Origin of the sequence: Streptomyces panaciradicis, from assembly GCF_023516615.1 — a bacterium.
Taxonomy (GTDB): domain Bacteria; phylum Actinomycetota; class Actinomycetes; order Streptomycetales; family Streptomycetaceae; genus Streptomyces; species Streptomyces panaciradicis.
Genome location: NZ_JAMGBF010000010.1, coordinates 108,673 through 134,687, shown reverse-complemented (window position 1 = coordinate 134,687; position 26,015 = coordinate 108,673). Strand labels below are relative to the sequence as shown.

Here is a 26,015-nt window from a genome sequence, read left to right as displayed (position 1 = left end):
ATGTCCTTTCCTCTGCTGACAGCGACGGCGGTGCTCCCCGCGATCGGGGCGGTCGCCACGGCGGCCGTGCCGGCCGCGCAGCGCACCGCCGCGAAGTGGCTGGCACTGCTCGTCTCGCTGGCCACGCTCGCCCTCGCGATCACCGTCCTGGTCCGCTTCGACCCGAACGGCGGCCGCTACCAACTGACCGAGTCCCACGCCTGGATCGCGGACTTCGGAGTCCGCTACGAACTGGGCGTGGACGGCATCGCGGTGGCGCTGATCGCGCTGACCGCCCTGCTGATCCCGTTCATCGTCCTCGCGGGCTGGCACGACGCCGACCCGCTGGAGACCGGAAGCCGCCGCTGGCGGCCGACGCAGGGCTTCTTCGCCCTGATCCTGGCCGTCGAGGCGATGGTGATCATCTCCTTCGAGGCCACCGACGTCTTCCTCTTCTACATCTTCTTCGAAGCCATGCTCATCCCGATGTACTTCCTCATCGGCGGCTTCGGGGACCGTGCCCACGAGCACGGCGAGGAGGCGGCGTCCACGCAACGGTCGTACGCGGCCGTGAAGTTCCTCCTCTACAACCTGGTCGGCGGACTGATCATGCTGGCCGCGGTGATCGGCCTGTACGTGGTCGCGGGGAACTTCAGCCTCCAGGAGATCGCCCAGGCCCGCGCCAACGGCTCGCTGCACATGGCGACGAGCACCGAGCGCTGGCTGTTCCTCGGCTTCTTCTTCGCCTTCGCGGTGAAGGCGCCGCTGTGGCCGCTGCACACCTGGCTGCCCAACGCCATGCAGGAGTCCACCGCCCCGGTCGCCGTCCTCATCACGGCGGTCGTCGACAAGGTGGGCACCTTCGCGATGCTCCGCTTCTGCCTCCAGCTGTTCCCGGAGGCCAGCAAGTGGGCGACGCCCGTGATCCTCGTCCTGGCGCTCGTCAGCATCGTCTACGGCGCGCTGCTCGCGGTCGGCCAGCGGGACATCAAGCGCCTGGTGGCGTACGCGTCGATCTCGCACTTCGGCTTCATCATCATGGGCATCTTCGCGATGACCAGCCAGGGCCAGTCCGGCGCGACGCTCTACATGGTCAACCACGGCATCTCCACGGCCGCGTGGATGCTGCTGGCCGGCTTCCTCATCTCGCGGCGCGGCTCGCGGCTCATCGCCGACTACGGCGGCGTGCAGAAGGTCGCGCCGGTGCTCGCCGGCACGTTCCTGATCGGCACGCTGGCCACGCTGTCCCTGCCGGGGCTGGCGCCGTTCGTGAGCGAGTTCCTGGTCCTGGTCGGCACGTTCACGCGCTACCCGGCGATCGGCATCATCGGCACCTTCGGCATCGTGCTCGCCGCGCTGTACGCCCTCGTCCTCTACCAGCGGACGATGACGGGCCCGGTGAAGCCGGAGGTCTCCGCGATGCCCGACCTCAGGGTGCGCGAGCTCCTCGTGGTGGCCCCGCTGATCGTTCTGCTGATCTTCCTGGGCGTCTACCCCAAGCCGGTGACGGACATCGTCAACCCGGCCGTGAAGTCGACCCTGTCCGACGTACACAAGACGGACCCCAAGCCTGAGGTGGAGGCGGTGGCCAAGTGAGCGCAGCAGCCGTCCACAGCCTGTGGACAACGGCGGCGACCGCAGCCGACCCGATTTCGAAGATCAACGCGCCGAAGATCGAGTACGCGCAGCTGTCGCCCACCCTGATCGTCGTCGGCGCGGCGATCGTCGGGGTGCTGGTCGAGGCGTTCGTCCCGCGCAAGTCCCGTTACTACGCGCAGGTGTTCGTGTCCCTCGTCGCGCTCGTCGCCGCCTTCGCGGCGGTCGTCGCGCTCGCCTCGGACGGATACGGCACCACCAAGGCGCACATCGCGGCGATGGGCGCGATCGCGGTCGACGGGCCGGCCCTGTTCCTGCAGGGCACGATCCTGCTGGCCGGACTGGTCGGCCTGTTCACCTTCGCCGAGCGGCGCCTGGACCCGGAGGCGCACGGCAACCGGGTCGACTCCTTCGCCGCGCAGGCCGCGTCCGTGCCGGGCAGCGACAGCGAGAAGGCGGCCGTGAAGGCCGGGTTCACCACCACCGAGGTGTTCCCGCTGCTGCTCTTCGCGATCGCCGGAATGCTGGTCTTCCCCTCGGCCAACGACCTGCTGACCCTGTTCGTGGCCCTGGAGGTCTTCTCCCTCCCGCTCTACCTGATGTGCGCCCTGGCCCGCCGCAAGCGGCTCATGTCGCAGGAGGCCGCGGTCAAGTACTTCCTGCTCGGCGCGTTCGCCTCCGCGTTCACCCTGTTCGGCATCGCCATGCTGTACGGCTACGCGGGCTCGGTGTCGTACGCGCGCATCGCGCAGGTCGTCGACGGCACGGTCACCAACGTCGACCCGGCGCTCGCGGGCACCATGGGCAACGACGCGCTGCTGCTGATCGGCGGCGCGATGATCCTCATGGGGCTGCTGTTCAAGGTCGGCGCCGTGCCGTTCCACATGTGGACGCCGGACGTCTACCAGGGCGCGCCGACCCCGGTGACCGGGTTCATGGCGGCGGCGACGAAGGTGGCGGCGTTCGGTGCGCTGCTGCGCCTGCTGTACGTCGTCCTGCCGGGCATGCGCTGGGACTGGCGGCCGGTGATGTGGGCCGTCGCGATCGTCACCATGCTGGGCGGCGCGATCGTCGCGATCACCCAGACGGACATCAAGCGGCTGCTGGCGTACTCGTCGATCGCGCACGCCGGATTCATCCTCGCCGGTGTCATCGCGACCTCGAAGGACGGCGTCTCGTCCGTCCTCTTCTACCTGGCCGCGTACTCCTTCGTGACGATCGGTGCCTTCGCCGTGGTCACGCTGGTGCGCGACGCGGGCGGCGAGGCGACACACCTGTCCAAGTGGGCGGGGCTCGGCCGGCGTTCGCCGCTGGTGGCGGCCGTGTTCGCGGTGTTCCTGCTGGCCTTCGCCGGTATCCCGCTGACCTCCGGCTTCGCCGGGAAGTTCGCCGTGTTCAAGGCGGCGGCGGAGGGCGGGGCGGCCCCGCTGGTCGTGATCGGTGTGATCTCGTCCGCCATCGCGGCCTTCTTCTACATCCGCGTGATCGTGCTGATGTTCTTCAGCGAGCCCAGGCCGGAGGGCCCGACGGTCGCCGTGCCGTCCCCGCTGACGATGACCGCGATCGGGCTCGGTGTGGTGGTCACGCTGGTCCTCGGTGTGGCACCGCAGTACTTCCTGGACCTGGCGAGCCAGGCGAGCGTCTTCGTGCGCTGACCCGGGACGCGTGCGCGTCGGGCCCCGGTTCCCCTCGTGGGGGCCGGGGCCCTCGCGCGTGCAGGATCAGTGGGCCGGGCAGGTGACGTCGGGGTTGTACGACGCGAAGAGCCCGTCGCCGTTGGGCCGGTACAGCCATGCGCGGAGTGTGAACTGCTGGGAGCGCGGGTTGGTGCCGAAGGTCTGGCCGAACAGCGTCGGCGCCGCCTGTCCCTTGTCCTTGACGATCCACTCCACCGCGACCAGCGTGCGGCGGCCGGCGGGCCCGTCCGTGTCCATGAGGCCGTCGTCGGCCTCGTCCGCGTACACCAGCGCCGCCGGCCTCGCCGGATCGAGTGAGCCGACGTTCGCCTTGTTGACGTAGTGGTAGCCCACGCCTCCCGTCGCGGTGGCATAACACCCGCCGAGGGGCACGAAGCCACCGTCCTTGGCGAGGCCCTCGTAGGCGTACCGGGCCGTCGCGTCGTACGTGGCGACGAGATCGGTCCACACGGAGGCGTCGGTGTCGGCCCGGGCGGGCACGGCGGAGAGCGAGAGGGCGGCGGCCGTCGCCACGGTGACGGCGGACTTGAGGAGCCGAGGGGCCATCGCGGTGCTCCTTGCGATCGCAGACGGGCGGGCCATCCCCGTCCCGTGCGAGCAGCATGTGCGCGTCCCTGGGAGCACGCCACGGGACGAGAGCCATCGGACTGACGGCGGAACCCGACCGGAGCAGCCTGTGGACAACTCCGTGGCTGTCAGTCCGGACCCCTATCGTGGAGGCAGTGGTCGAGGGACGACACACGGGGGACGAGCGATGCACGGGATCGGCGGGACGGTTGTGACGACCGAGGCACACACGCCTGTGGCACACGGCGACAGCGAGGCACTCGCCACGCTCCACCGCGTCTTCGGGTACGACAGCTTCCGCGGCGAGCAGGAAGCGGTCATCGAGCACGTGGTGGCGGGCGGCGACGCCGTGGTCCTCATGCCGACCGGCGGCGGAAAGTCGCTGTGCTACCAGATCCCGTCCCTGGTCAGACCCGGCACGGGAATCGTGGTCTCCCCGCTCATCGCGCTGATGCAGGACCAGGTGGACGCGCTGCGGGCGCTCGGTGTGCGCGCCGGGTTCATGAACTCCACGCAGGACTTCGACGAGCGGCGGGTGGTCGAGGCCGAGTTCCTGGCCGGCGAGCTGGACCTGCTCTACCTCGCCCCGGAGCGGCTGCGGCTGGAGACCACCCTGGACCTCCTCTCCCGCGGCAAGATCGCCCTCTTCGCGATCGACGAGGCCCACTGCGTCTCCCAGTGGGGCCACGACTTCCGCCCCGACTACCTCGCCCTTTCCCTGCTCGGCGAGCGCTGGCCGGTCGTGCCGCGCGTCGCGCTCACGGCGACGGCCACCCGCGCCACCCACGAGGAGCTCACCCAGCGGCTGCACATGCCGGCCGCCCGGCACTTCGTGGCGAGCTTCGACCGGCCCAACATCCAGTACCGGATCGTGCCGAAGGCGGACCCGAAGAAGCAGCTGCTGGCGTTCCTGCGCGAGGAGCACGCGGGGGACGCGGGCATCGTGTACTGCCTCTCCCGCAAGTCGGTGGAGGCGACGGCGGAGTTCCTGACCCGCAACGGCATCGAGGCGGTGCCCTACCACGCGGGTCTGGACGCGGGCACCCGCGCGGCGCACCAGTCCCGGTTCCTGCGCGAGGAGGGCCTGGTCGTGGTGGCGACCATCGCCTTCGGCATGGGCATCGACAAGCCGGACGTCCGCTTCGTCGCCCACCTCGACCTGCCCAAGTCGGTCGAGGGCTACTACCAGGAGACGGGCCGCGCCGGGCGCGACGGCCTGCCCTCCACGGCCTGGATGGCCTACGGCCTCAACGACGTCATACAGCAGCGCAAGATGATCCAGTCCTCGGAGGGCGACGAGGCGTTCCGCCGCCGGGCCGCCGCCCACCTGGACGCGATGCTGGCGCTGTGCGAGAGCGCCCGGTGCCGGCGCGGCCAGCTCCTCGCCTACTTCGGGCAGGACCCGGACGCGGCGGACTGCGGCAACTGCGACACCTGCCTCACCCCGCCCGAGACCTGGGACGGCACGGTCGCCGCGCAGAAGGTGCTGTCCACGGTGGTGCGGCTGCAGCGGGAACGGGGACAGAAGTTCGGCGCCGTGCAGATCGTCGACATCCTGCTGGGCAGGCGCACGGCCAAGGTCATCCAGTTCGACCACGACCAGCTCTCCGTGTTCGGCATCGGCGAGGACCTCACCGAGGGCGAATGGCGCGGTGTGGTGCGGCAGTTGCTCGCTCAGGGGCTGCTCGCGGTCGAGGGCGACTACGGCACGCTGGTGCTCACCGAGGCGAGCGGCTCGGTGCTGCGGCGCGAGCGGGAGGTGCCGCTGCGCAAGGAGCCGAAGAAGCCGGTGACCTCGCGGTCGGCGTCCTCCGCCAAGGGCTCCAAGGCCAAGGCCGCCGCGGCCGAGCTGCCCGAGGCGCTCCAGCCGGCCTTCGAGGCGCTGCGCGCCTGGCGGGCCGAACAGGCCAGGGAGCAGGGCGTCCCGGCCTACGTCATCTTCCACGACGCCACGCTCCGGGAGATCGCCACGGCCTGGCCGACCTCCGTGCAGCAGCTCGGCGGCGTCAGCGGCGTCGGCGAGAAGAAGCTGGTGACGTACGGCGAGGGGGTGCTGGCGGTGCTGGCCGCGCTGGGCGGGACGCCCGGAGAGACACCCGGCGGGACGCCCGCGGCGGACACCGGTCCGAGCACCGAGGACCACTGGCCCGAGATGGAGGAGGAGCCGGAGCCGGACGACTGGATGTAGAGGCGGCCAGGGCGCTGGGGCGGACGGGGGCGCCGCGGGTCAGGCCAGCGCCGTCAGCCCGGGGCCGAAGACGATCAGCAGCGGCAGCAGCGGCACCAGCGCGGCGACGGTCGCCGTGAGCGCCCGGTGCCGGCGGCCCAGCCTGCGCGGCGGCTGCAGCAGCCGGTCCACGCGCTCGCCGAGCAGACGGTGGCTGGAGGAGCAGGACAGCACGCCCCGGTGCTGGTTCAGCTCGATCAGCGCCAGCGCGGTCGTCAGGTGCCCGCACCGCCGGGACGCCGTGTCGTCGGCGGCCAGCTCCACCAGCCGGTGCGTCTGGTCGCAGAAGTGGGCGAACAACGGCACCCGGGGAAAGCCCGTGGCCAGGGCCGTCGACAGATGCAGCAGCCAGTCGTGGTGGGCCCGCGCGTGGTCCTGCTCGTGCGTCAGCACGGCGTCCAGCTGGTGGTCGGTGAGCCGGTGCAGGGCGCCCGTCGTGACGACCAGCTGCGCCGGGTGGCCCGGCATCCACCAGGCGTCCGGATACTCGTCCTCCAGCACCAGCAGCGGACCGCGCGCCACCGCCTCCAGCCCGGCGGGCAGCTCCGGCGCCCGCTCGCGCAGGTGCGCCCGGGTCACCCCGCGGCGCCGCCGCGCCTCGACGAACTCGCGGGTGAGCATCGCGGTGCTCCAGGCGGCCCCGCAGGCCAGCAGCAGGGTGAGGGCGGCGGCCCAGAAGGGCGCGGCGGACAGGTCGTACGCCGCGGTCACCGCCGGTGGCGCGGGCGCGAAGAGCTGGGCGCGCACCGTGCCGAACACGGCGGCCGCGCCCAGCGTCAGCGCCGTCAGGCAGCACAGCAGGACCGTGGCGACCAGGCACTGCCACACCCACAGGGCGACGACGGGCTCCCGCTCGGGCCAGGCCGCCCGTACCAGGGCGCGCGGTACCGGCACGGCGGCCGTCAGGGCGACGACGGTCAGCAGGAGCAGGCAGTAGGTCATGCCGCGGGCTCCGGTTCCTGTTCGGGAGGAAAGGGGCGAGGGCGGGGCGGCCGGCGCGGGGCCCGCCGTCCGGCGGGCCCCGCGCACGAGTCGTCCGCCGCCAGTATGACGGCGAAGGGGGCGCACGTCAGGAGACGCGGAAGACCCACTACGTCACGTGAGTCCCCGGTCACCCGGCACGGGACCGCCGGCCGGCTCCCGGCCCCAACTTCCGTTCACCCCGCGACGATCCGCCCCGTGACCTCGCCGAGGCCCACCCGGACCCCGCCCGGGCCCGGCGCCCACGCCGTCAGGGTCACCACGTCCCCGTCCTCCAGGAACGTCCGCTTGCCCTCCGGAAGTTCCAGCGGGTCCCGCCCGTTCCAGGTCAGCTCCAGCAGGGAGCCGCGCTGCCCGGGCTCCGGACCGCTCACCGTGCCCGAGCCGTACAGGTCGCCGGTGCGCAGCGAGGCGCCGTTGACCGTCATCTGGGCGAGCTGCTGGGCGGCCGTCCAGTACATGGTGGAGAAGGGCGGCTCGGAGACGACGTGACCGTTGACGGCGACCGAGATCCGCAGGTCGTACCCGCCGGGCTCCACCGCCGCGCCGGAGGAGGCGGTGTCGTCGAGGTACGGAAGCAGGGCGTGGGTGCGCTCCGGTGGTGCCACGCGCGCGTGGTCGAGGGCGTCCAGGGGGGTGACCCACGCCGACACCGAGGTGGCGAACGACTTGCCGAGGAAGGGGCCGAGGGGGACGTACTCCCAGGCCTGGATGTCCCGCGCCGACCAGTCGTTGAGCAGGCACAGTCCGAAGACGTGCTCGGGGAACTCCGCGAGTCCCACGGACGTTCCCATGGCGGAGGGCACGCCCACCACGAATCCCACCTCCGCCTCGATGTCGAGGCGGACCGACGGCCCGAAGACCGGCTCCGCGTCCCCCGGAGCCTTCCGCTGGCCGTTGGGCCGTACGACATCGGTGCCCGAGACGACCACGGTCCCCGACCGTCCGTGGTAGCCGATCGGCAGGTGCTTCCAGTTCGGTGTCAGGGAGTCCGCCGCGTCCGGGCGGAAGATCTGGCCGACGTTCCGCGCGTGGTGCTCGGAGGAGTAGAAGTCGACGTAGTCGGCGACCTCGAACGGCAGGTGGAGCGTCACCTGCGACAGCGGGTGGAAGTGCTCGGCGATCGTCTCGCGGTGCACCGTCACCCACGCCGTCAGCGCACGGCGTACGTCCGACCAGGTGGTGCGACCGGCGGACAGGAGCGTGTTCAGGGTCGGTTGCGCGAGCAGGGGCGCGTACGGCGAGCCGAGCGCCCGGGCCGCGGCGCCCGCGTCCAGGACATGGTCGCCGAGCCGGACGCCGACGGTCCGCTCGCCGGCGGCCGCGAGCGAGAACACGCCGTAGGGCAGGTTGTGCGGGCCGAAGGGGTCGCCCTCGGGGACATCGAAGGGGGGCATGGGGTGCTGCCTCACTCTCACCTGTGTCACGAGCCAGGAACCGCACACCGGCGTGCGGCCCCGCCACACGTTACGGCCGAGTCGCTGCCCTGGGCAGTGTCTAAAGAGTTTGCAATGTCCGAATTGGCCTTGTCGGAGGCCCCAATTCCGGCTTAGCGTCCTTTGGGGGACACGGACGGGGTGGGTCCGGTCCGTAGGGGGGACACGTGGGGGGACCCGTGGCCAGGAGCACGAGCAGTGTGCCTTTCGAGGCCGACCGTGCCGTGCCGGCCCTGATCGTCAAGTTCGGCGACTACCCGCTGCACCACGGCGGCGTGGGCGCGATCCGCAGCCTGGGACGCCTCGGCGTGCCCATGTACGCGATCACCGAGGACCCCTACACCCCCGCTGCCTCGTCCCGCTATCTGAAGAAGTGCTTCGTCTGGCCGACCACCGGCACGGAGGACCCCGGCCACCTGGTCGAGGGCCTGCTGCGGATCGGGCGCCGCATCGGCCGCCCCGCCGTCCTCGTCCCCACCGACGAGGAGGCTGCCGTCCTGATCGCCGAACACCAGGACATGCTCGCGGGCCGCTTCCTCTTCCCGCGCGTGGACCCGGCCCTGCCACGCCGGCTCGCCAGCAAACAGGGCCTGCACGAACTGTGCGTGGAGCACGGCATCGCGAGCCCCGCGGCCGCGTTCCCGCAGTCCTACGACGACATCGTCGCCTTCGCCGAGAAGGCCCGCTTCCCGGTGGTGGCCAAGAACCGCGAGGCGTTCCTCAGGCGCACCCAGCCGGCGGTCAACGGCACCACGCGGATCACCACCCGCGAGGGCCTGCTGAGGCTGGCCCGCGACTGGGGCGAGCGCCCCGGCGTGATCCTGCAGGAGTATTTGCCCAGGGAGGACGCCGAGGACTGGATCGTGCACGCCTACTTCGACCGCAACTCCACACCGCTCGCCCTGTTCACGGGCGTGAAGGTCCGCTCCTGGCCGCCGCACGCGGGCATGACGGCGAACGCGTACGTCGTCGACAACCCCGAACTCGCCGACATTGCCGCGCGTTTCATCAAGCAGATCGGCTTCAGCGGCATCATCGACCTCGACCTGCGCTTCGACCGGCGCGACGGACAGTACAAGCTCCTCGACTTCAACCCCCGCATCGGCGCCCAGTTCCGGCTGTTCGAGAACGAGTCGGCCGTGGACGTCGTACGCGCCATGCACCTCGATCTGACCGAGCGCCCCGTTCCGGAAGGGGAACAGCGGGCCGGCCACCGCTACATCGTGGAGAACATCGACCTGCCCGCCCTGCTCGCCTACCGCCGCAGCGGCTATACGACGCCGCACGCACCGGCGCGCGCCAGCGGGACGGAGCTGGCCTGGCTCGCGGGTGACGACCCGCTGCCGTTCCTCACGATGCTCGCGCGCTTCGTGCGGCCGGGCGCGAAGCACCTGTATCAGCTGTGGCGGACCAACCGCCGCGGCGGCACCGCCCGTTCGAACAGCTAGCCAGCGACGCCGGCTGTCCGAACCGGACACGAAGTGACGCAAGTGAACGTCCTGGGGAGGGACTTCGTGACTCAACCGGTTGCAGTCATCGGCGCCGGGCCCTTCGGCCTGTCGACCGCCGCCCATCTGCGCGCCCGGGGCATCCCGGTGCGCGTGTTCGGCGAGCCCATGGTCAGCTGGCGCGACCACATGCCCGCCGGAATGCTCCTGAAGTCGACGCCGGCCGCCTCCAGCCTCCACGCCCCGCAGCAGGGCCACACCCTGGCCGACTACTGCGACGCCGCCGGCATCCGGCGGCTGGTGACCGACGAGGACATCATCCCCGTCGAGACCTTCATCGCCTACGGCGAGTGGTTCCAGCAGAAGCTGGTGCCCGGGCTGGAGCGGGTGCGGGTGGTCTCGGTCGACCGGCGCGACACCGGCGGCTTCGAACTGAAGCTGGACTCGGGCGAGTTGTTCACCGCCCGCGCGGTCGTCGTGGCGACCGGCCTGTCCGGCCTCTCCCACCTGCCCGCGGAACTCGCCGTGGCCGCCGCGGACGGCCCCGCCCCCACCGGCCCGGTCTCCCACAGCTCCCAGCACCACGACCTCACGCGCTACTCCGGCAAGGACCTGATCGTGGTCGGCGCCGGCCAGTCCGCGCTGGAGACGGCGGTGCTCGCCGCCGAGGCGGGCGCGCGGGTGCGGGTGGTCTCCCGCGGGCGCGGCAAGGTCGACTTCGGCGCGCCGCCCTGGAAGCAGCCCAGGCTGCGTCCCGAGTCGCCCTTCGGCCGGGCCTGGTCGCTGTGGGCGTTCAGCTACTACCCGCAGCCCTTCCGTCATCTGCCGGCCCAGACCCGCCACTACCTGGTCCGCCGTGTCCTCGGTCCGCTCGGCGCCTGGTGGCTGCGCGACCGCTTCGAGGGCAAGGTGCAGGTCAGCGAGGTCGAGCGGATCGTACGCACGGAGGCCGACGGCGGCAGCCCGGAGCTGACGGTCCGCACCCTCGACGGGAGGACGGACCGGCTGGCCGCCGACCACGTCATCGCGGCGACCGGCTACCGGGTGGACATCGCGGCGATGGACTTCCTCGGCCACGAACTGCGCACCCGTCTCGCCGTCAGCCGCGGCGCGCCCCGGCTGGGCGCCGGATACGTCTCCTCGGTGCCGGGCCTGTACTTCACCGGTCTGCCGGCGGCGGCCTCGTACGGTCCGGTGATGCGGTTCGTGTGCGGCACGGACTTCGCCTCGCCGCGGCTCGCCGAGCACCTCGCGGCGGCGCACGGTTGAGACCCTGACGGACAGGGCCGCAGGGGTCCGGCGAGCGCCGGGCCCCACGGCGCACGGTCCCGGCTCGTGATCAAGGACCGGGACGGGTGCGGGAGTTGACCGGGTGACGCCGGTGAACGGGGCGGTCGTCCGGTTCGCGATGAGTCGGCGGTGCGTCCTGTCCGTATTCTCTGATCATGGCCGCACCCACCGCATATGCACTCATCGCCACCGACCTGGACGGCACCCTCCTGCGAGGCGACGACACGTTGTCCGACCGGTCCCTCGCCGCCCTCGCGCGCGTGGCGGAGTCCGGCGCCCGGCACCTCGTGGTGACCGGCCGCCCGGCCCCCAGAGTGCGGCCGCTCCTGGACGACCTCGGCAGCACGGGGCTCGCGGTGTGCGGGCAGGGCGCGCAGGTGTACGACGCCGGCGCGGACCGTCTGCTGTGGTCCGTCACCTTGGACCGGGAACTGGCCGAGACGGCCCTCGGCAAGATCGAGGCCGAGGTGGGGCAGGTGTACGCGGCCGTCGACCAGGACGGCGTCGACGGGCTCACGCTCATCGAGCCCGGGTACCTGATGCCGCACCCGACCCTGCCCGCCGTACGCGTCGGGCGGCGCGACGACCTGTGGTGCGAGCCGATCAGCAAGGTGCTGCTGCGCCATCCCTACCTGTCGGACGACGAGTTGGCGGCGACGGCGCGTTCGGTGGTCCGTTCCCTGGCCACCGTCACCATGTCGGGACCCGGAACCGTCGAACTCCAGCCATGCGGCATCACCAAGGCGACGGGTCTCGCGCTGGCCGCCGAACACCTCGGCCTGGGACCGGCCCAGACCCTCGCCTTCGGCGACATGCCCAACGACATCCCGATGTTCGACTGGGCGGCCCGGGGCATCGCCATGGCCAACGCCCACCCCGAACTCAAGGCGGTGGCCGACGAGATCACCCTGTCGAACGAGGACGACGGCGTCGCCGTCGTCCTCGACCGGTTGTTCGCGGAGGTCTGTGACCTGCCGGCCTAGTAGGCGCCGTAGACGTTGTCGATGGAACCGTAGCGCTGGTAGGCGTAGTTGCAGGCGGCGGTGATGTTGGCGACCGGGTCGTAGGGGTCGTACGCCGTGCCCGCGACGTGGTAGGCGGCGAACGTCGGGTCGATCACCTGCAGCAGGCCCTTGGAGGGGGTGCCGGCCAGGGCGTTGGAGTCCCAGTTGTTGATGGCGTAGGGGTTGCCCGAGGACTCGCGCATGACGTTGCGGTAGATGCCGTCGTACGTGCCGGGGATGCCGTGCTGGGCCATGACCTGCAGGGACGCCCGGATCCAGCCGTCGAGGTTGTTGCTGTAGCCGAGCGAGGAGGCGGTGACGACGCTGTCGGTCGCCGCGGAGGCGCTGGTCGCGCCGATGACCGGGAGGGCGAGCACGGCGGCGCCGGTGCCGACGACGGCGAGCTTGCGGACGAGGCGGGAGCGCTTGGTCTGGCGGTGGCGAGCGGTTGCGGGCATGGCGGTTTTCCTCTCCGTCGCCTGCGAGGTGAGCTGTCGGGTTCGGGCGGGAGCTGCCCGGCCGTGCCGCCGTACGGCGACACGACTTCACCCCGAGCCGGTCCGGGGCGTCGTGGGACGCCCCTCCGGCGGCTTACCTGGTTCCCCCGCTCCTGCCGTGCGTGTGAGTTGGTCGATGGGTGGAGAACGGGCGGCGGCAGGATTAGGCGTCCGCCCGGCAAGGCGGGAACGTATGCGAGAGCACATGTCCGGAACAAGTGGCGGAGTCACACCTCGGGCCGCTTGACCTCGGTGTGGGGCGTTTGGGGTGCTTGATCCTTTGCGGTCGCCAAGCCTCAACTGGCGCTTCGGGAAAGGCGGATCGGCCGGAATCGCCCGGAATGTAGATCTTGGTCTCGCGTGAGCCAAGTCACGGGCGTTCACAAGCATGCCAAATCGGGCAATGGCCCCAACTCATAGTCAACCGAATGCTCGTGGGGGTCGCTTCCCTCAAGTGCGATGCGAGCGCGCTCAGTCGCCCGCCGCCCCAGACCGTCTCATTGGAGGAGGAAAAGGACTCTTCGGGGCGGTGACCCGGAGCGCGCACGGGTGCGGCAGTCGCGCTCGAGGGCTCGAGGACGCGAGGGGGGCGGTCGGGCGCTCCGGGGGCGCGGGTGCGAGGGCCGTCCGGCGGGGTGCGCATGCGCGCGGGGGCGATGTGGCCGTCTCCAGGGGTGGGCTGCTTCCGGGCGGGAAGCCGACTCCTGTGCGGGGTGTGCGACGCGGCTTCCCGTCGGCGGGACGGACCGGGTGGCGGGGTGCGGCGGACGGAGGAGTCCGGTGGTCGGAGCGAGTCGTTAAATACACGCTGTTATCAGGTGATCACAAACATTACGGGCGTGATCCCATACCGCCCCTCCTGGACGGGCGGGCGGCATGGGTGATCGAAAGGCGACCGGATACGCTGACTTGAGTGAGGGCAGCGACCTATCGACAAACCGCGTAACCAGCCAGTAGACACCAGCAGACAGGAGACCCCTCGTGACCGTCGTCGGGCCGTTCGGGCTGAGCGTGCGGGACCAGGCTCTGGAAGCCGATGTCCAGGCCGGATTGGTGGCCGTCGAGGAGGGCCTGCTCGAAGCCACCAAGAGTGAGGTCCCCTTCATCACGGAGGCCGCCCAGCACCTGGTGCGCGCCGGTGGAAAGCGCTTCCGCCCCCTGCTGGTGATGCTCGCCGCCCAGTTCGGCGACCCGTACGCGCCCGGTGTGGTGCCGTCGGCCGTGGTGGTGGAGCTGACCCACCTCGCGACGCTGTACCACGACGACGTCATGGACGAGGCCGCGGTGCGCCGCGGGGTCGACAGCGCGAACACCCGCTGGGGCAACTCGGTGGCGGTCCTGACCGGCGACTTCCTGTTCGCGCGCGCCTCCCACATCCTGGCCGACCTCGGCCCGGAGGCCGTACGGGTGCAGGCCGAGGCGTTCGAGCGGCTGGTCACCGGGCAGATCCTGGAGACGGCGGGGCCGCAGGACGGCCGGGACCCGGTCGAGCACTACCTGGACGTGCTCAGCGGCAAGACGGGGTCGCTGGTGGCCGTGTCCTGCCGGTTCGGCGCGATGATGTCGGGCGCCGACGAGACGGTCGTGGACGTGCTGACCCAGTACGGAGAGCGGCTGGGCGTCGCCTTCCAGCTCGCCGACGACGTCCTGGACATCGCCTCCGACTCGCACGAGTCGGGCAAGACCCCCGGCACGGACCTGCGGGAGGGCATCCCGACGCTGCCCGTGCTGCGGCTGCGGGAGCGGGCGCAGCGGCTCGGGCTGGCCGAGGACGTCGCGCTGTGCGAGCTGCTGGACTCCGACCTGAGCGACGACGCGCGGCACGCGGAGGCGCTGGCCGGGCTGCGGGCGCACCCCGCGCTGGAGCAGGCGCGCCGGGACACCGTGCGGTACGCGCAGGACGCCCGGGCGGCGCTGGCTCCGCTGAAGGAGTGCGACGCCAAGGTGGCGCTCATGGAGATGTGCGACGCCGTCGTCCACCGGGCGGGCTGATTTCGCCCCCCTTCCTCTGGCGGTCCCGCCGGCAGGACCATGCCTATGTGGCGTACGTCACATGGGTGGGCTGAGCCCTGCCTCCGGTCCCGCCGTACGCATACGCAGAAGGCCGGCGCAGGCGGTGCCGGCCGGTCTGCGGGGAGAAAACGGAATCATGGGCGTTCACGCGACGTTATCGAAGCGCTGCAAGAGCCTGATCACGACCGCTGTCACGGTGGCCGCCCTCGGCGGCGTCGCCGCCACGGCGACTCCCGCCTCCGCCGCCGGAGGCGACGAGGGCGCCGGTACGGGGGTGACCCTCCTCGCCACCAGTCTGCGCGGCGCCAACGAGGTGCCCGTGCCGGGCGGCCCGGCGGCGGGGGACAAGGACGGCGCCGCCCTCGAGTTCATCAAGATCGACGGCGACCGGGTGTCCGTCGCCGTCACCTGGCGCGGCACCGGCAGGCCGACCAGGCTCCACCTCCACCAGGGCGCCAAGGGCACCAACGGCGACGTGCGGATCGACTTCAGCGGGCTGCTGAAGAACAGCAGGCGGCACAGCGTCACCGGCACGGTCGAGGTCCAGGACCCGGCGCTGCTCGACGCGCTGCGGAACGACCCCGGGTCGTTCTACGCCAACCTGCACACCGCCGAGTTCCCCGGGGGAGCCGTCCGCGGCAGCCTCCACAAAGTCACCGTCGCCGCCTTCGACTTCCGGGACGCCCTCGACAACTTCCGTGCCTCGGTGGTCAGAGGCCGGCAGATCTACGAGTGCAAGGCCACCGACGCCGGCGGCTACGCCTACGCCCAGCGCGACGTCGACGCCCTGCTCGAAGGCGGCATCCACCACACCTTCGTGGCGCCCGGCTCCGGTACGCCGCAGTGGGTCGCGCCGGACGGCAGCGCGGTCACCGGGGCCGTGCTGTCCAGGACCCCGAACGGGGACGGCAACATCCCCGAACTCGACCTGAGGGCCACCTCGTCCGGCAGGCACCACGGCCTGCTCGCCGGCACCACGGAGATCCTGCGGCTCAACACCGTCGGCGGAGTCGCCCCGACCGGTGCCTGTGAGCCGGGCAGCGTCGTGGGCGTGCCCTACCGGGCGGACTACGTCTTCCTGCAGGACTGACACGAGGGGCTCCGCAGGGCTGACCCGCGCGTTCCCGCAGGGCTGACCCGCGGGCCGGCCTCGGCCGGGTCCGGGCGGTGCCTCCCGCGCCACGACCCCTACGGGTCGGGGGAGGCGCCGCCCGCTCGTGTCATACCCCAGGAGTACACACAGTTGCCTCCGCGGTCTGACGCTTCCTCCTGGCCGATTTGGTCAACTGGAGACCACGGAAAACACCACTCCTCACCGATTCGGGTGAGAATGGCGGCTACGGGGTGGATGCACGGGAGTTGGAAGCCGCCGCCGACGACGGAGGTAGCGCACAGATGGCACCGTACGAATCCGACGACAGCACGAGCGCCGGCGAGACCGACGACCTGCGCGCCGGGCGGCGCAAGGCCGCTCGGTACGTCGTCCCGGTCGCGGTGGTGGGGGTGGCCGCGGCGACCATCGGGCTCGTCCCCGCGCTCGCCGACTCGGGCGACCCGAACCTGCCGAAGATCAGCGCACAGCAACTCATCGAGAAGATCGCCAAGTCGGACGTGCAGCAGATGTCCGGCACGGTGAAGATCAGCACCGACCTCGGCCTGCCCGACCTCGGCGGGCTGGAGTCCAGCCTGACCTCCGGTGCGACCCGCGGATCCGGTGACGGCTCGTCCGCCGACCCCTCCGCCAAGCTCACCGAACTGGCCACCGGCACGCACACCGTGCGCGTCGCGGCCGACGGCCCGGACCGGCAGAAGCTGTCCCTGCTGGAGAACGCGGCCGAATACAGCCTCATCCACAACGGCAAGGACGTCTGGGGCTACGACAGCCGGTCGAACTCGGTCTACCACTCGGCCGGGCACGACAGCGCCGACGCGCGGAAGAAGCAGGAGCAGGCCCCCGCGACCCCGGACCAGCTGGCCAAGGAGGCCCTGAAGGCGGTCGACGGCACCACGTCCGTCAGCGTCCAGGGCACCGCGCAGGTCGCGGGCCGGGACGCGTACCGGCTGGTCATCAAGCCCAAGGACACCGGTTCGACGGTCGGTCAGATCACCGTCGCCGTCGACGCGAAGACCGGTCTGCCGCTGAAGTTCACGCTGACCCCGGCGAGCGGCGGCGCGGCCGTGATCGACGCCGGCTTCACCCAGATCAGCTTCGCCCGGCCCGCCGCCTCGACCTTCGACTTCAAGACGCCCAAGGGCGCGAAGGTCACCGAGGACAAGGGCCACGAGAACGGCTCCCTGAAGGGCGACGGCCGGCACGGCGCGCCCGGCAAGGACCTCGGCAAGGGCATGCCCGGCAAGGACCTCGGCAAGGACCTCGGCAAGGGTCCCGGCGGGATGAACGTCATCGGCGAGGGCTGGGACTCCATCGCCACCTTCGACACCGGTGGCAAGGGCGTGCCGTCCGGCTCCGAGGCCGGCGGCCAGTTCGGCGGGTTCCTCGACTCGCTCGGCGACAAGGTCACCGGCAAGTTCGGCTCGGGCACGGTCTTCAAGACGCGCCTGATCAACGCCCTCATCACCGACGACGGCAAGGTCTACGTCGGCGCCGTCGACAAGGACGTGCTGGTGAAGGCGGCGAACGCGGGCTGATCGGGGAGAGACCGGTCCACGGGCACGACAAGAGCCGGTCCACGAGCACGAATCGAGGGAGCCGATGGACGAACCGTCCGCCCCGGAGCCGAAGCGGGACGCGCCGGGTGACAGCGTCATCGCCACCCAGGCGCTCACCAAGCGCTACCGCGGCGGACAACTCGCCGTGGACGGCCTCGACCTGACCGTCCCGGCGGGCAGCGTCTTCGGCTTCCTCGGTCCGAACGGCTCGGGCAAGACCACCACCATCCGCATGCTGATGGGCCTGATCGAGCCGACGTCGGGCTCGGCACGCGTCCTCGGACGCCCCATGCCCAGAGCCGCACGCACCGTGCTCCCGCAGGTCGGAGCGCTCATCGAGGGCCCCGCCCTGTACGGCTTCCTCTCCGGCCGCGACAACCTCCTGCGCTACGACGCCGCCGACCCGACCGCCGACCCGCGCACCCGGCGGACCCGCGTCGCGGCGGCACTGGACCGGGTCGGGCTGACGGCGGCGGCCGGCAAGAAGGCCAGGGCGTACTCGCTGGGCATGAAGCAGCGGCTGGGCCTCGCCGCGGCCCTGCTGCAACCGCGTAGACTGCTCGTCCTGGACGAGCCCACCAACGGCCTCGACCCCCAGGGAATGCGGGAAATCCGCTCCCTGATCCGGGAGTTGGCGTCGGACGGCACCACCGTCTTCCTCTCCTCCCACTTGCTGGACGAGATCGAGCAGGTGTGCACCCACGCGGCCGTGATGGCGCGGGGCCGGCTGATCACCCAGGGCGCGGTGGCCGACCTGGCGGCGGGCGCGCGCGGCCGGCTGGTCGTCACCACACCGGACACCGGGGAGGCGGCGCGGGTGCTGAAGGAGCAGGGGGCCGGTGACGTCGTCACGGCCGAGGACCGGGTGACGGCCGAGCCGCCGGACATGGACCTCGCCGAGGTGAACGCCGCGTTGGTGAAGGCGGGCGTCCGCGTCCGCGGCTTCGGAGTCGAACGGGCCTCCCTGGAGGACGCGTTCGTGGCGCTGACGGGGGAGGGGTTCGATGTCGCGGGCTGAAGCCGCCTCACCGGAGGAGACCGTGCCGCGGGCCGAGGCGGTCCGCGGGGTGAGCCCGCTGTGGACCTTCGGGCTGCTGCGCAGCGAACTGCTCACCACCTTCCGCCGCTGGCGCACCCTCGCCCTGCTCGCCGTCCTCGCGGCCGTACCGATCCTCGTCGGCATCGCGGTGAAGATCGAGACCGGTGACGGCTCCTCGGCCGGCCCCGGTGAGGGCGGCGGCCCGGCCTTCATCTCGCAGATCACCAACAACGGCCTGTTCCTGGTGTTCACCGCGCTGGCCGCGACGCTCCCGTTCTTCCTGCCGATGTCCATCGGCGTGGTCGCGGGCGACGCCATCGCCGGCGAGGCGAACGCCGGAACCCTGCGCTACCTCCTGGTGGCCCCGGCCGGCCGCACCCGGCTGCTGCTGACCAAGTACGCGACGGTCATGGTGTTCTGCCTCGTGGCCACCCTCGTGGTCGCCGTCTCGGCCCTGACGGTCGGCGCCATCCTCTTCCCGCTGGGTGATCTGACGACGATCTCCGGCACCCGGATCAGCTTCGCCGACGGCCTGGGACGGGCCCTGCTGATCGCCCTCGTCGTCGCCGCGTCCCTCATGGGCGTCGCGGCCCTGGGCCTGTTCGTCTCCACGCTCACGAACAGCGGCATCGCGGCGATGGCGACCACCGTGGGCCTGCTGATCACCGTCCAGATCCTCGACCAGATCCCCCAGCTCCACGCCCTCCAGCCGTACTTCTTCTCCCACTACTGGCTGTCCTTCGCCGACCTGATGCGCGACCCGGTCTACTGGGACGACCTGACGAAGAACCTCGGCCTGCAGGCCCTGTACGCGGCCGTGTTCGGGTCGGCGGCCTGGGCCCGGTTCACGGCGAAGGACATCACGGCCTAGCCGCCCGGGCCGTCAGCCCTCGTAGGGGAAGCGGGCGAGCGGGGCCTCCTGGGCGAAGAAGGTCTTGGCCCGGGCGAGGGCATCCGTGTCGTTCAGCACGTCGCCGCGCGCGCTGCCGTTGCCGAGCAGGACCCCGCCGAAGCGCATCCCCATGTAGGCGGCCGAGTTGCTGAGGGTGCCGATCAGCGGGGCGGCGACCTCGGTCTCCTCGTGCGCGAGGGCGGTGACGCCCCAGAGGGTGCGGCCCGCCATGGCGGCCTTGAAGTCGATGCCGGGGGTGCGCAGCCAGCCGGACCAGTGGTCCAGGTAGCGCTTGGTGTGGCCGGACACCGAGTACCAGTACAGCGGCGAGACGATCACGAGGTCGGTGGCCGCCAGCGTGGCGTCCAGGAGGAGTGCCGGGGTGCTGCCCGCCGGCGGCCGCACATGGTCGCTGTCGCGGCGCTGGTCCACGAAGTCGGGCAGCGGGTGTTCGGCGAGGCTGATCCACCGCCGCTCGACGTCCGCGGGCAGTTGTTCGGCGGCCTTGCGGGCGAGCAGTTCGGTGTTGCCGTCGGCCCGGCTGCTGCCCAGGACGAAGAGGAAGCGGCGGCCGGTCATGGATCCCCCAGGAGTTCGATGCGATACGGACGACGGGTACGGGCAAATTGAAAGCACCTGCATTATATGCACATGCATCAAGATGAGGCAGGGAGCTGGGCCGGATCACTGGAACGATGCTGTGACGTCGTGGTGACATGAGAACCGTGGGTGGGCGGAGAGACTCCACCTTGAGCGTGTCGACCCGATCGTGACGCGCTGACCGCCGGTTCGCCGGCACGTTCGAGTGAGGGCACAGATGTCTCGACCCAGCGGCGACACCCAGCGGGAACAGCAGGGCACGGCGCCCTCGGCCCTGGCGGCCGCGCCGATCGACGTGCACATCCCCGCCGACCCGACGGGCGCGGCGGTCGCGACGATCGGCGGGGTGCCGCTCTCGGTGGCCGACGGCGAGGACGTCCAGCAGGCCGTCCTCGGCCATCTGCGCCGCATCGCCCTCGCCACCGGCCACCCGGCCCGGGCCACGATCCACGACGAACGCCTCGGCTTCGTCGTCCCCCTCCAGGTCGCCCCCGACGGCTCCAGCCACCTCACCGGCTCCCCGACCCCGGCACCGCGACGGGCGACTCCGCCTCCGGCGCCGGCACCGTCGTCGCGACCGGCGACTCCGACCCCGGCGCCAGCATCGCCGTCGCGACCGGCGACTCCGGCTCCGGACGCTCCTGCCGTCCAGCCCATGACTCCGGCTCCCGCCGCTTCCGCCGCTTCCGCCGTCCAGCCCACGACTCCGGCTCCCGCAGCTTCCGCCAGTCGGCCGACGAGCACCCCCGACCCCACGCCCGTATCGCCGACGCAGGCTCCGAGGAGTGGGCAGGACAGCCCCGCCGGCCCTCTGCGGCAGCAGGCGGAACCGGCGCGGGAGAACGTGCCCACCTTCTCGCTGCGGGCGGTGTCCGCACCGCAGCCGCTCGGGCAGCACGCGCCCGCCTTCCCTGCGCGGGCCGTCGCGGAGTCCGCCGCCGGTTCGGCACCGACGTTCGCGATCCGCGCGGTACCCGAGCGGGCGCCCGGCACGGTCGCGCCGCCCACGGGCGTGTTCGGCCCGCCCCCGCTGATGGACGCGGTCCCGCCGCGCCCCGCGCCGGGCGCGGACACGGTCACCTGGCCGTCACCGGCGGACGCCGACGCACCCGAGGACGCCACACCGGGCTCGACGACCCCGCCCGGCGCGGACGCCTCCGGCACCCCTCGCGCAGCCGGCACGTCCCGCTCGTCCGGCACCCCCCTCCTGCCGCGTCTGGACCCCGAGCCTGCCCCCAAGTCCGCGCCCACCCCCGCCCGAGGCTTCGACGCCGTGGCCGAAGCCGTGCTCGGGGACGAGCCGCCCACCGCGCCCGGGTTCCTCCTGGAGCCGATGGCCCAGGTGAACGACGCCGTGCGGTCGGGACGGATAGCGGAGGCGGACCAGTTGGCCACGCGGGTGGTGGGAGAGGCGTCGGCGGTACTCGGGCTGGAGCACCCGGAGGTGCTCAAGCTGCGCGAACTGGCCGCGTACATCGCCTACTTGGCCGGTGAGCCGGTCCGCGCCCACCGGCTCTCGATCGATCTGGCCCGTCTGCACCGCCGACTGGGGAACGCGGAAGGGGCGTACGGGAACATCCAGAGCGCGGCGTCCGCCTGGCGCGCCGTGCGCGACCCGGAGCAGGGGCTCGCCCTGGGGCGCGACCTGATCGGCCTGTGGAGCGAACTCGTCGCGGAGGGCGGCCCGGCCGCCGAGGAGACCGAGCGGCTGGACTCGGCCCGCACGCGGATGGGCCGACTCGCGGAACGCGCCCGCAACTCGGCCCGGTGACCGCGGAGCCGGCCCGTTACGCGGACAGCTTCCAGACCGCGTACGCGATCGCGTCGCCGTTGCGGTCCAGCGCGGTGTCGTCGATGTTGGAGGTCTTGTCGCAGGAGGAGTGGTAGCAGGCGTCGAAGGCCCGTCCCGACGTGCCGCCCCACTTGCTCGCCTGCGCCGCGGTCTTGATGTAGTCGGCGCCGCTGAACAGGCCGCCGACCGGGACGCCGGCGTTCTTGAACGGCGCGTGGTCCGAGCGTCCGTCGCCCTCCGTCTCGGGCTCCGTGGAGACGCCGAGGCCGGTGAAGTAGTCCTGGAACGTCTTCTGGATCGTGGGGTCGTCGTCGTAGACGAAGTAGCCCGGGTTCGGGGAGCCGATCATGTCGAAGTTCAGGTAGCCGCTGATCTTCGAACGGTTGGCGCTGGAGAGGCCGTTGACGTAGGAGCGGGAGCCGACCATGCCCAGTTCCTCGGCGCCCCACCAGGCGAACCGCAGGTGCTTGGCCGGCTGGTAGCCCGCCCGGGAGACGGCGAGCGCGGTCTCCAGGATCGCCGCCGAGCCGGAGCCGTTGTCGTTGATGCCGGGCCCGGCGCTGACGCTGTCCAGGTGCGAGCCCGCCATCAGGACCCGGTTGGCGTCGCCGCCCGGCCAGTCGGCTATCAGGTTGTAGCCGGTGCGGCCGGAGGACGTGAACTGCTGGACGGTCGTGGTGAATCCGGCCGCGTCCAGCTTGGCCTTCACATAGTCGAGCGAGGCCTTGTAACCGGCGCTGCCGTGGGCGCGGTTGCCGCCGTTGGCGGTGGCGATGGACTGCAGCTGGGCGAGGTGGGCCTTGACGTTCGCCACGCTGATGTCGGGAGCGGCGGCGGCCGCCGAGGGCGTGGGGGCGGTGACCGCGCCGGCCGTCGCGCCATTGGTCAGGAGCATGACAGCCGAGAGGGCGGAGGTGGCGGCGCAGACGGCGGCCGCACGCCCGGAAACGGAGAACTTCATGTGGGGGGCTCCGAATTCCTTGAAGGGAATGGGGTCCCCGGATGGTGAAGCTTTTACCAACCGCGCGTCAAGAGCGTTATCAGGACACGCGGTTCGCATACCGGAGCCACTTCTTCACAGGCCGCCCGCCGGGACCGCCGCTGCGGCCTAGGACACGCAGAACTCGTTCCCCTCCGGGTCCGCCATCACCACCCACTCGCCGGCCGGCTCCTTCACCCGACGCAGCACGCTCGCCCCCAGCGCCTCCAGCCGCTCGACCTCGCCCTCGCGCCGCCCGTCGCCGGGGTGCAGATCGAGGTGCAGCCGGTTCTTCACGGTCTTCGCCTCCGGCACGCGCTGGAACAGCAGCCGCCGGCCGCGCCCGACGCCGGTGCCCTCGTCGTACGGGTCCTCCGGGTGCCGTACGGCGATCAGATCCAGGAAGGCCGGGCGTCCGTGGGAGTCGACGGCCGCCTCGGCCGGCAGGGCCCCGGCCTCCAGCAGCCGGCGGACGAGCACGCTGTTGTCCTCGACCTCGTAACCGAGCGCGGCGGCCCAGAAGTCGGCCTGGGCGTGCGGGTCGCCGGCGTCGACGACGACCTTCCAGTGGACGGGGGCCGGGGGCGGGGCGGGTGTCTGCGTCATGGGACCACTTATAGCGGCCGGGTCCGACAGTCCGCCGTGACCTGCGGTTCCCGCGAGGCGCCGGTCGGGGTCAGGCGTCCACCGGAGCGGACGGTGCCGCCGCGATCGTCGGCACGGCCGCCTCCCGCTCCCGGGCGACCCTGCGCGCGGCGCGCCAGGCGTCGGCCGTCAGCAGGCACAGCGCCAACCACACCAGCGCGAACCCGGCCCACCGCTCGACGGGCATCGCCTCGTGGAAGTACAGGATGCCCAGCAGGAACTGGAACACCGGCGCCAGATACTGCAGCAGCCCCAGCGTCGACAGCGGCACCCGTATGGCCGCCGCCCCGAAGCAGACGAGCGGCAGCGCGGTGACCACTCCGGTCGCCGCGAGCAGTGCGCCGTGCCCCGGACCCTCGGTCGCGAAGGTCGAGTCGCCGCGCGAGCCGAGCCACAGCAGGTAGGCGAGCGCCGGCAGGAACTGGATCGCGGTCTCCGCGGCCAGCGACTCGATGCCCCCGAGCCCGACCTTCTTCTTCACGAAGCCGTACGTGGCGAACGAGAAGGCGAGGGTGAGGGAGATCCACGGCGGCTGCCCGTACCCGACCGTCAGGACCACGACCGCGGCGAACCCGATGCCGACCGCCGCCCACTGCACGGGCCGCAGCCGCTCCTTGAGGACGAGCACGCCCAGGGCGATGGTGACCAGCGGATTGATGAAGTACCCGAGCGAGGCCTCGACGACGTGCCCGTTGTTCACGGACCAGATGTACACGCCCCAGTTGACCGTGATCACGGCCGCCGCCACCGTGATCAGGGCCAGTCGCCGCGGCTGCCGCAGCAGCTCACCGGCCCAGGCCCAGCGCCGCATCACGACGAGTGCGACGGCCACGAACCCCAGCGACCAGACCATGCGGTGGGCGAGGATCTCGACCGATCCGGCGGGCTTGAGCAGGGGCCAGAAGAGGGGGACGAGACCCCACATGCCGTACGCCGCGAAGCCGTTCAGCAGGCCGATCCGCTGCTCGCTCTTCGACTTCCCGGTCATGGGCACCTCCCGCTCACCTCGTCGCACACCCGTGCAGCCACGAAGGTAACGCCGGAAACCCCCGCGTGTCATGCCCGTATCGCCATACGGTCATGACACGCGGAGGTGGGGGTGCGAGACCCTCGGCGGGGGAGTGGTCAGCCCTTGAGCGCGGCCGTGATCGACTCGGCGATCGGCGTGGTCGGGCGGCCGATCAGGCGGCTGAGGTCACCGCTGTCGACGACCAGCTCGCCCTTCTCGACGGAGGCGTCCACGCCGGCGATGATCGCGGCCACCGGCCCGGGCAGGCCGGCGCCGGTCAGGATGCCGGTGTACTCCTCGACGGAGACGGGGTGGTAGGCGATCTCCTTGCCGGTCTGCCCGCTCAGTTCGGCCGCGTACTCGGCGAAGCTCCAGGCCTCGTCGCCGCCCAGCTCGTACGTCTTGTTCTCGTGCCCCTCGCCGGTCAGTACGGCGACGGCGGCGGCCGCGTAGTCGGCGCGGGCGGCGGAGGAGACGCGGCCCTCGCCGGCCGCCTGGGTGACGGCGTTGTACTGCAGGACGGGGGCGAGCTGCTCGGTGTAGTTCTCGTTGTACCAGCCGTTGCGCAGCAGCACGTAGGGCAGGCCGGAGTTCAGCAGGGCCGCCTCGGTGTCGCGGTGGTCGTCGGCGAGTGCGGCCTTCAGGGTGCCGGGGGCGCTGGTGTAGGCGAGCAGGGCCACGCCGGCGGCCTTGGCCGCGTTGATGACGACCTTGTGCTGGCCCACGCGGTCGTTGCCGAGCTCGCTGCCGGAGATCAGCAGGACCTTGTCACCGGCCGAGAAGACGTGGTCGAAGGTCTCGGGGGTGTTGTAGTCGGCGACCGCGAGCCGCACGCCGCGTGCGGCGAGGTCGGCCGCCTTGGCCTCGTCGCGGACGACGGCCGTGATCTGCTCCGCCGGGACCTTCTCCAGCAGCTGCTCCACGACGTGACGGCCGAGGTGTCCGGTTGCTCCGGTGACGACGATGCTCATGATGTGGGACTCCTTGTGGGGTGCGGATGCACTAACCCTAGGAGAAGCGCTAACTATTGGAAAGTACCCACTTTGAAGTAAGGTACTGGCATGGCCGTAAGTACCAGCACCTCGCCGCCCGCCGTCTCCGGGAACGACACCGGCGAGACGATGTGCCCCCATCGCCTCGTCCTGGAACACGTCACCAGCCGCTGGGGCGTGCTGGTCCTGATCGAGCTCCTCGACCGCCCCTACCGCTTCAGCGAACTGCGCCGGGCGATCGGCCGGGTGGGCAAAGGGGTCAGCGAGAAGATGCTCACCCAGACCCTGCAGACCCTGGAACGCGACGGCCTGGTCCACCGCGACGCAAGGCCGGTGATCCCCCCGAGGGTCGACTACTCCCTCACCGACCTGGGCCGAGAGGCCGCCGAACAGGTGCGGGGGCTGGCCGAGTGGACGCAGAGGCGAATGGGGGCGGTACAGGAGGCACGGGAGCGGTACGACGTGCGAAAGGCCGCCGCTGCGCAGGGCTGACCCGCCGCGCCGGAGCCGTCAACGGGATGGGGGCGGCGCCAGGGGGCACACGGAGGTCAGGGCTTCGGGCGGCATGGGTGCCACGTCCATCCGTGCGCCCCCTCTCCGCCTCCCGTGCCGAGGTGACGCGCAGGGCAGGCTGGATGCGGAGTGGTATCGCACCCGGGGGG

At 71.7% G+C, this 26,015-nt stretch carries 22 protein-coding genes and 1 riboswitch; of the genes, 13 read left to right on the top strand and 9 right to left on the bottom strand.

All coding sequences use genetic code 11. From position 1 onward, the window contains the following. Positions 1-1,575 carry an NADH-quinone oxidoreductase subunit M gene (locus tag M8J74_RS04805; protein WP_249835197.1) on the top strand — a complete coding sequence of 525 codons (1,575 nt, stop codon included), beginning with the start codon at positions 1-3 and terminating at the stop codon, positions 1,573-1,575. Continuing rightward, a complete protein-coding gene (nuoN, locus tag M8J74_RS04800; protein ID WP_249835196.1) occupies positions 1,572-3,230 on the top strand; it encodes an NADH-quinone oxidoreductase subunit NuoN in 1,659 nt (552 codons plus the stop codon). Before M8J74_RS04805 ends, nuoN begins: the two co-directional genes overlap by 4 nt. Positions 3,231-3,296: 66 nt before the next feature. Here nuoN and M8J74_RS04795 read toward each other — a convergent pair whose 3' ends face one another. Further along, on the bottom strand, positions 3,297-3,818 hold the full coding sequence (locus M8J74_RS04795) for a hypothetical protein (protein ID WP_249835195.1): 522 nt from the start codon (positions 3,816-3,818) through the stop codon (positions 3,297-3,299). 208 nt (positions 3,819-4,026) lie between these two features. Here M8J74_RS04795 and recQ point away from each other — a divergent pair, with 208 nt between their 5' ends. Further along, the gene (gene recQ, locus M8J74_RS04790; RefSeq protein ID WP_249835194.1) at positions 4,027-6,027 is read left to right on the top strand and encodes a DNA helicase RecQ; all 2,001 of its coding nucleotides are present in this window, start codon (positions 4,027-4,029) and stop codon (positions 6,025-6,027) included. Between the two features lie 39 nt (positions 6,028-6,066). Here the strand turns inward: recQ and M8J74_RS04785 are convergent, their stop codons facing one another. Further along, positions 6,067-7,008, bottom strand: a complete 942-nt coding sequence (locus M8J74_RS04785) for a M56 family metallopeptidase (RefSeq protein ID WP_249835193.1) — start codon at positions 7,006-7,008, stop codon at positions 6,067-6,069. Between the two features lie 215 nt (positions 7,009-7,223). Further along, positions 7,224-8,444 carry a fumarylacetoacetase gene (fahA, locus tag M8J74_RS04780; protein ID WP_249835192.1) on the bottom strand — a complete coding sequence of 407 codons (1,221 nt, stop codon included), beginning with the start codon at positions 8,442-8,444 and terminating at the stop codon, positions 7,224-7,226. A 239-nt stretch (positions 8,445-8,683) separates the two neighbouring features. On the opposite strand from fahA, the gene M8J74_RS04775 reads away from it, so the two are divergent. The 3 genes from M8J74_RS04775 (at position 8,684) to M8J74_RS04765 (ending at position 12,204) form a co-directional block, all read left to right on the top strand. Next, on the top strand, positions 8,684-9,931 hold the full coding sequence (locus M8J74_RS04775) for a carboxylate--amine ligase (protein ID WP_249835191.1): 1,248 nt from the start codon (positions 8,684-8,686) through the stop codon (positions 9,929-9,931). A gap of 66 nt (positions 9,932-9,997) precedes the next feature. After that, positions 9,998-11,200, top strand: coding sequence for an FAD-dependent oxidoreductase (locus M8J74_RS04770; protein WP_249835190.1), 1,203 nt, complete (start codon positions 9,998-10,000; stop codon positions 11,198-11,200). Between the two features lie 176 nt (positions 11,201-11,376). Further along, entirely contained in the window at positions 11,377-12,204 is an 828-nt protein-coding gene (locus tag M8J74_RS04765) for an HAD family hydrolase (protein WP_249835189.1), read from the top strand. On the opposite strand, the gene M8J74_RS04760 is transcribed toward M8J74_RS04765, so the two are convergent. After that, the gene (locus tag M8J74_RS04760; protein WP_249835188.1) at positions 12,201-12,683 is read right to left on the bottom strand and encodes a transglycosylase SLT domain-containing protein; all 483 of its coding nucleotides are present in this window, start codon (positions 12,681-12,683) and stop codon (positions 12,201-12,203) included. The genes M8J74_RS04765 and M8J74_RS04760 overlap by 4 nt on opposite strands. Before the next feature lie 5 nt (positions 12,684-12,688). Continuing rightward, a riboswitch (cyclic di-AMP (ydaO/yuaA leader) is annotated at positions 12,689-12,867 on the bottom strand. An 836-nt stretch (positions 12,868-13,703) separates the two neighbouring features. Between M8J74_RS04760 and M8J74_RS04755 the strand changes: the two genes are divergently transcribed. From M8J74_RS04755 to M8J74_RS04735, 5 genes are all read left to right on the top strand, one after another. After that, the gene (locus tag M8J74_RS04755) at positions 13,704-14,714 is read left to right on the top strand and encodes a polyprenyl synthetase family protein (protein WP_058923856.1); all 1,011 of its coding nucleotides are present in this window, start codon (positions 13,704-13,706) and stop codon (positions 14,712-14,714) included. 157 nt (positions 14,715-14,871) lie between these two features. Continuing rightward, entirely contained in the window at positions 14,872-15,825 is a 954-nt protein-coding gene (locus tag M8J74_RS04750) for a CHRD domain-containing protein (RefSeq protein WP_249835187.1), read from the top strand. A 305-nt stretch (positions 15,826-16,130) separates the two neighbouring features. Continuing rightward, the gene (locus tag M8J74_RS04745; protein WP_249835186.1) at positions 16,131-17,384 is read left to right on the top strand and encodes a LolA family protein; all 1,254 of its coding nucleotides are present in this window, start codon (positions 16,131-16,133) and stop codon (positions 17,382-17,384) included. Between the two features lie 64 nt (positions 17,385-17,448). After that, positions 17,449-18,423 carry an ABC transporter ATP-binding protein gene (locus M8J74_RS04740; protein WP_249835185.1) on the top strand — a complete coding sequence of 325 codons (975 nt, stop codon included), beginning with the start codon at positions 17,449-17,451 and terminating at the stop codon, positions 18,421-18,423. Beyond that, on the top strand, positions 18,410-19,315 hold the full coding sequence (locus M8J74_RS04735) for an ABC transporter permease (protein ID WP_249835184.1): 906 nt from the start codon (positions 18,410-18,412) through the stop codon (positions 19,313-19,315). The genes M8J74_RS04740 and M8J74_RS04735 overlap by 14 nt, the downstream gene beginning before the upstream one ends. 12 nt (positions 19,316-19,327) lie before the next feature. Here M8J74_RS04735 and M8J74_RS04730 read toward each other — a convergent pair whose 3' ends face one another. Next, positions 19,328-19,915, bottom strand: coding sequence for a flavodoxin family protein (locus M8J74_RS04730; protein ID WP_249835183.1), 588 nt, complete (start codon positions 19,913-19,915; stop codon positions 19,328-19,330). Positions 19,916-20,153: 238 nt separating this feature from the next. On the opposite strand from M8J74_RS04730, the gene M8J74_RS04725 reads away from it, so the two are divergent. Next, positions 20,154-21,707 carry a tetratricopeptide repeat protein gene (locus tag M8J74_RS04725; protein ID WP_249835182.1) on the top strand — a complete coding sequence of 518 codons (1,554 nt, stop codon included), beginning with the start codon at positions 20,154-20,156 and terminating at the stop codon, positions 21,705-21,707. A gap of 16 nt (positions 21,708-21,723) precedes the next feature. On the opposite strand, the gene M8J74_RS04720 is transcribed toward M8J74_RS04725, so the two are convergent. The 4 genes from M8J74_RS04720 to M8J74_RS04705 all read right to left on the bottom strand — a co-directional run bounded on the left by M8J74_RS04720 (position 21,724) and on the right by M8J74_RS04705 (position 25,332). Next, complete coding sequence (locus M8J74_RS04720) at positions 21,724-22,689, bottom strand: M28 family metallopeptidase (RefSeq protein WP_249835181.1); 966 nt, start codon at positions 22,687-22,689, stop codon at positions 21,724-21,726. 147 nt (positions 22,690-22,836) lie between these two features. Further along, a complete protein-coding gene (locus tag M8J74_RS04715; RefSeq protein ID WP_249835180.1) occupies positions 22,837-23,313 on the bottom strand; it encodes a VOC family protein in 477 nt (158 codons plus the stop codon). Positions 23,314-23,383: 70 nt separating this feature from the next. Next, the gene (rarD, locus tag M8J74_RS04710; protein WP_249835179.1) at positions 23,384-24,340 is read right to left on the bottom strand and encodes an EamA family transporter RarD; all 957 of its coding nucleotides are present in this window, start codon (positions 24,338-24,340) and stop codon (positions 23,384-23,386) included. A gap of 137 nt (positions 24,341-24,477) precedes the next feature. After that, positions 24,478-25,332 carry an SDR family oxidoreductase gene (locus tag M8J74_RS04705; protein ID WP_249835178.1) on the bottom strand — a complete coding sequence of 285 codons (855 nt, stop codon included), beginning with the start codon at positions 25,330-25,332 and terminating at the stop codon, positions 24,478-24,480. A gap of 90 nt (positions 25,333-25,422) precedes the next feature. On the opposite strand from M8J74_RS04705, the gene M8J74_RS04700 reads away from it, so the two are divergent. Then, positions 25,423-25,845 carry a winged helix-turn-helix transcriptional regulator gene (locus M8J74_RS04700; protein WP_249835177.1) on the top strand — a complete coding sequence of 141 codons (423 nt, stop codon included), beginning with the start codon at positions 25,423-25,425 and terminating at the stop codon, positions 25,843-25,845. Positions 25,846-26,015: the final 170 nt, after the last annotated feature.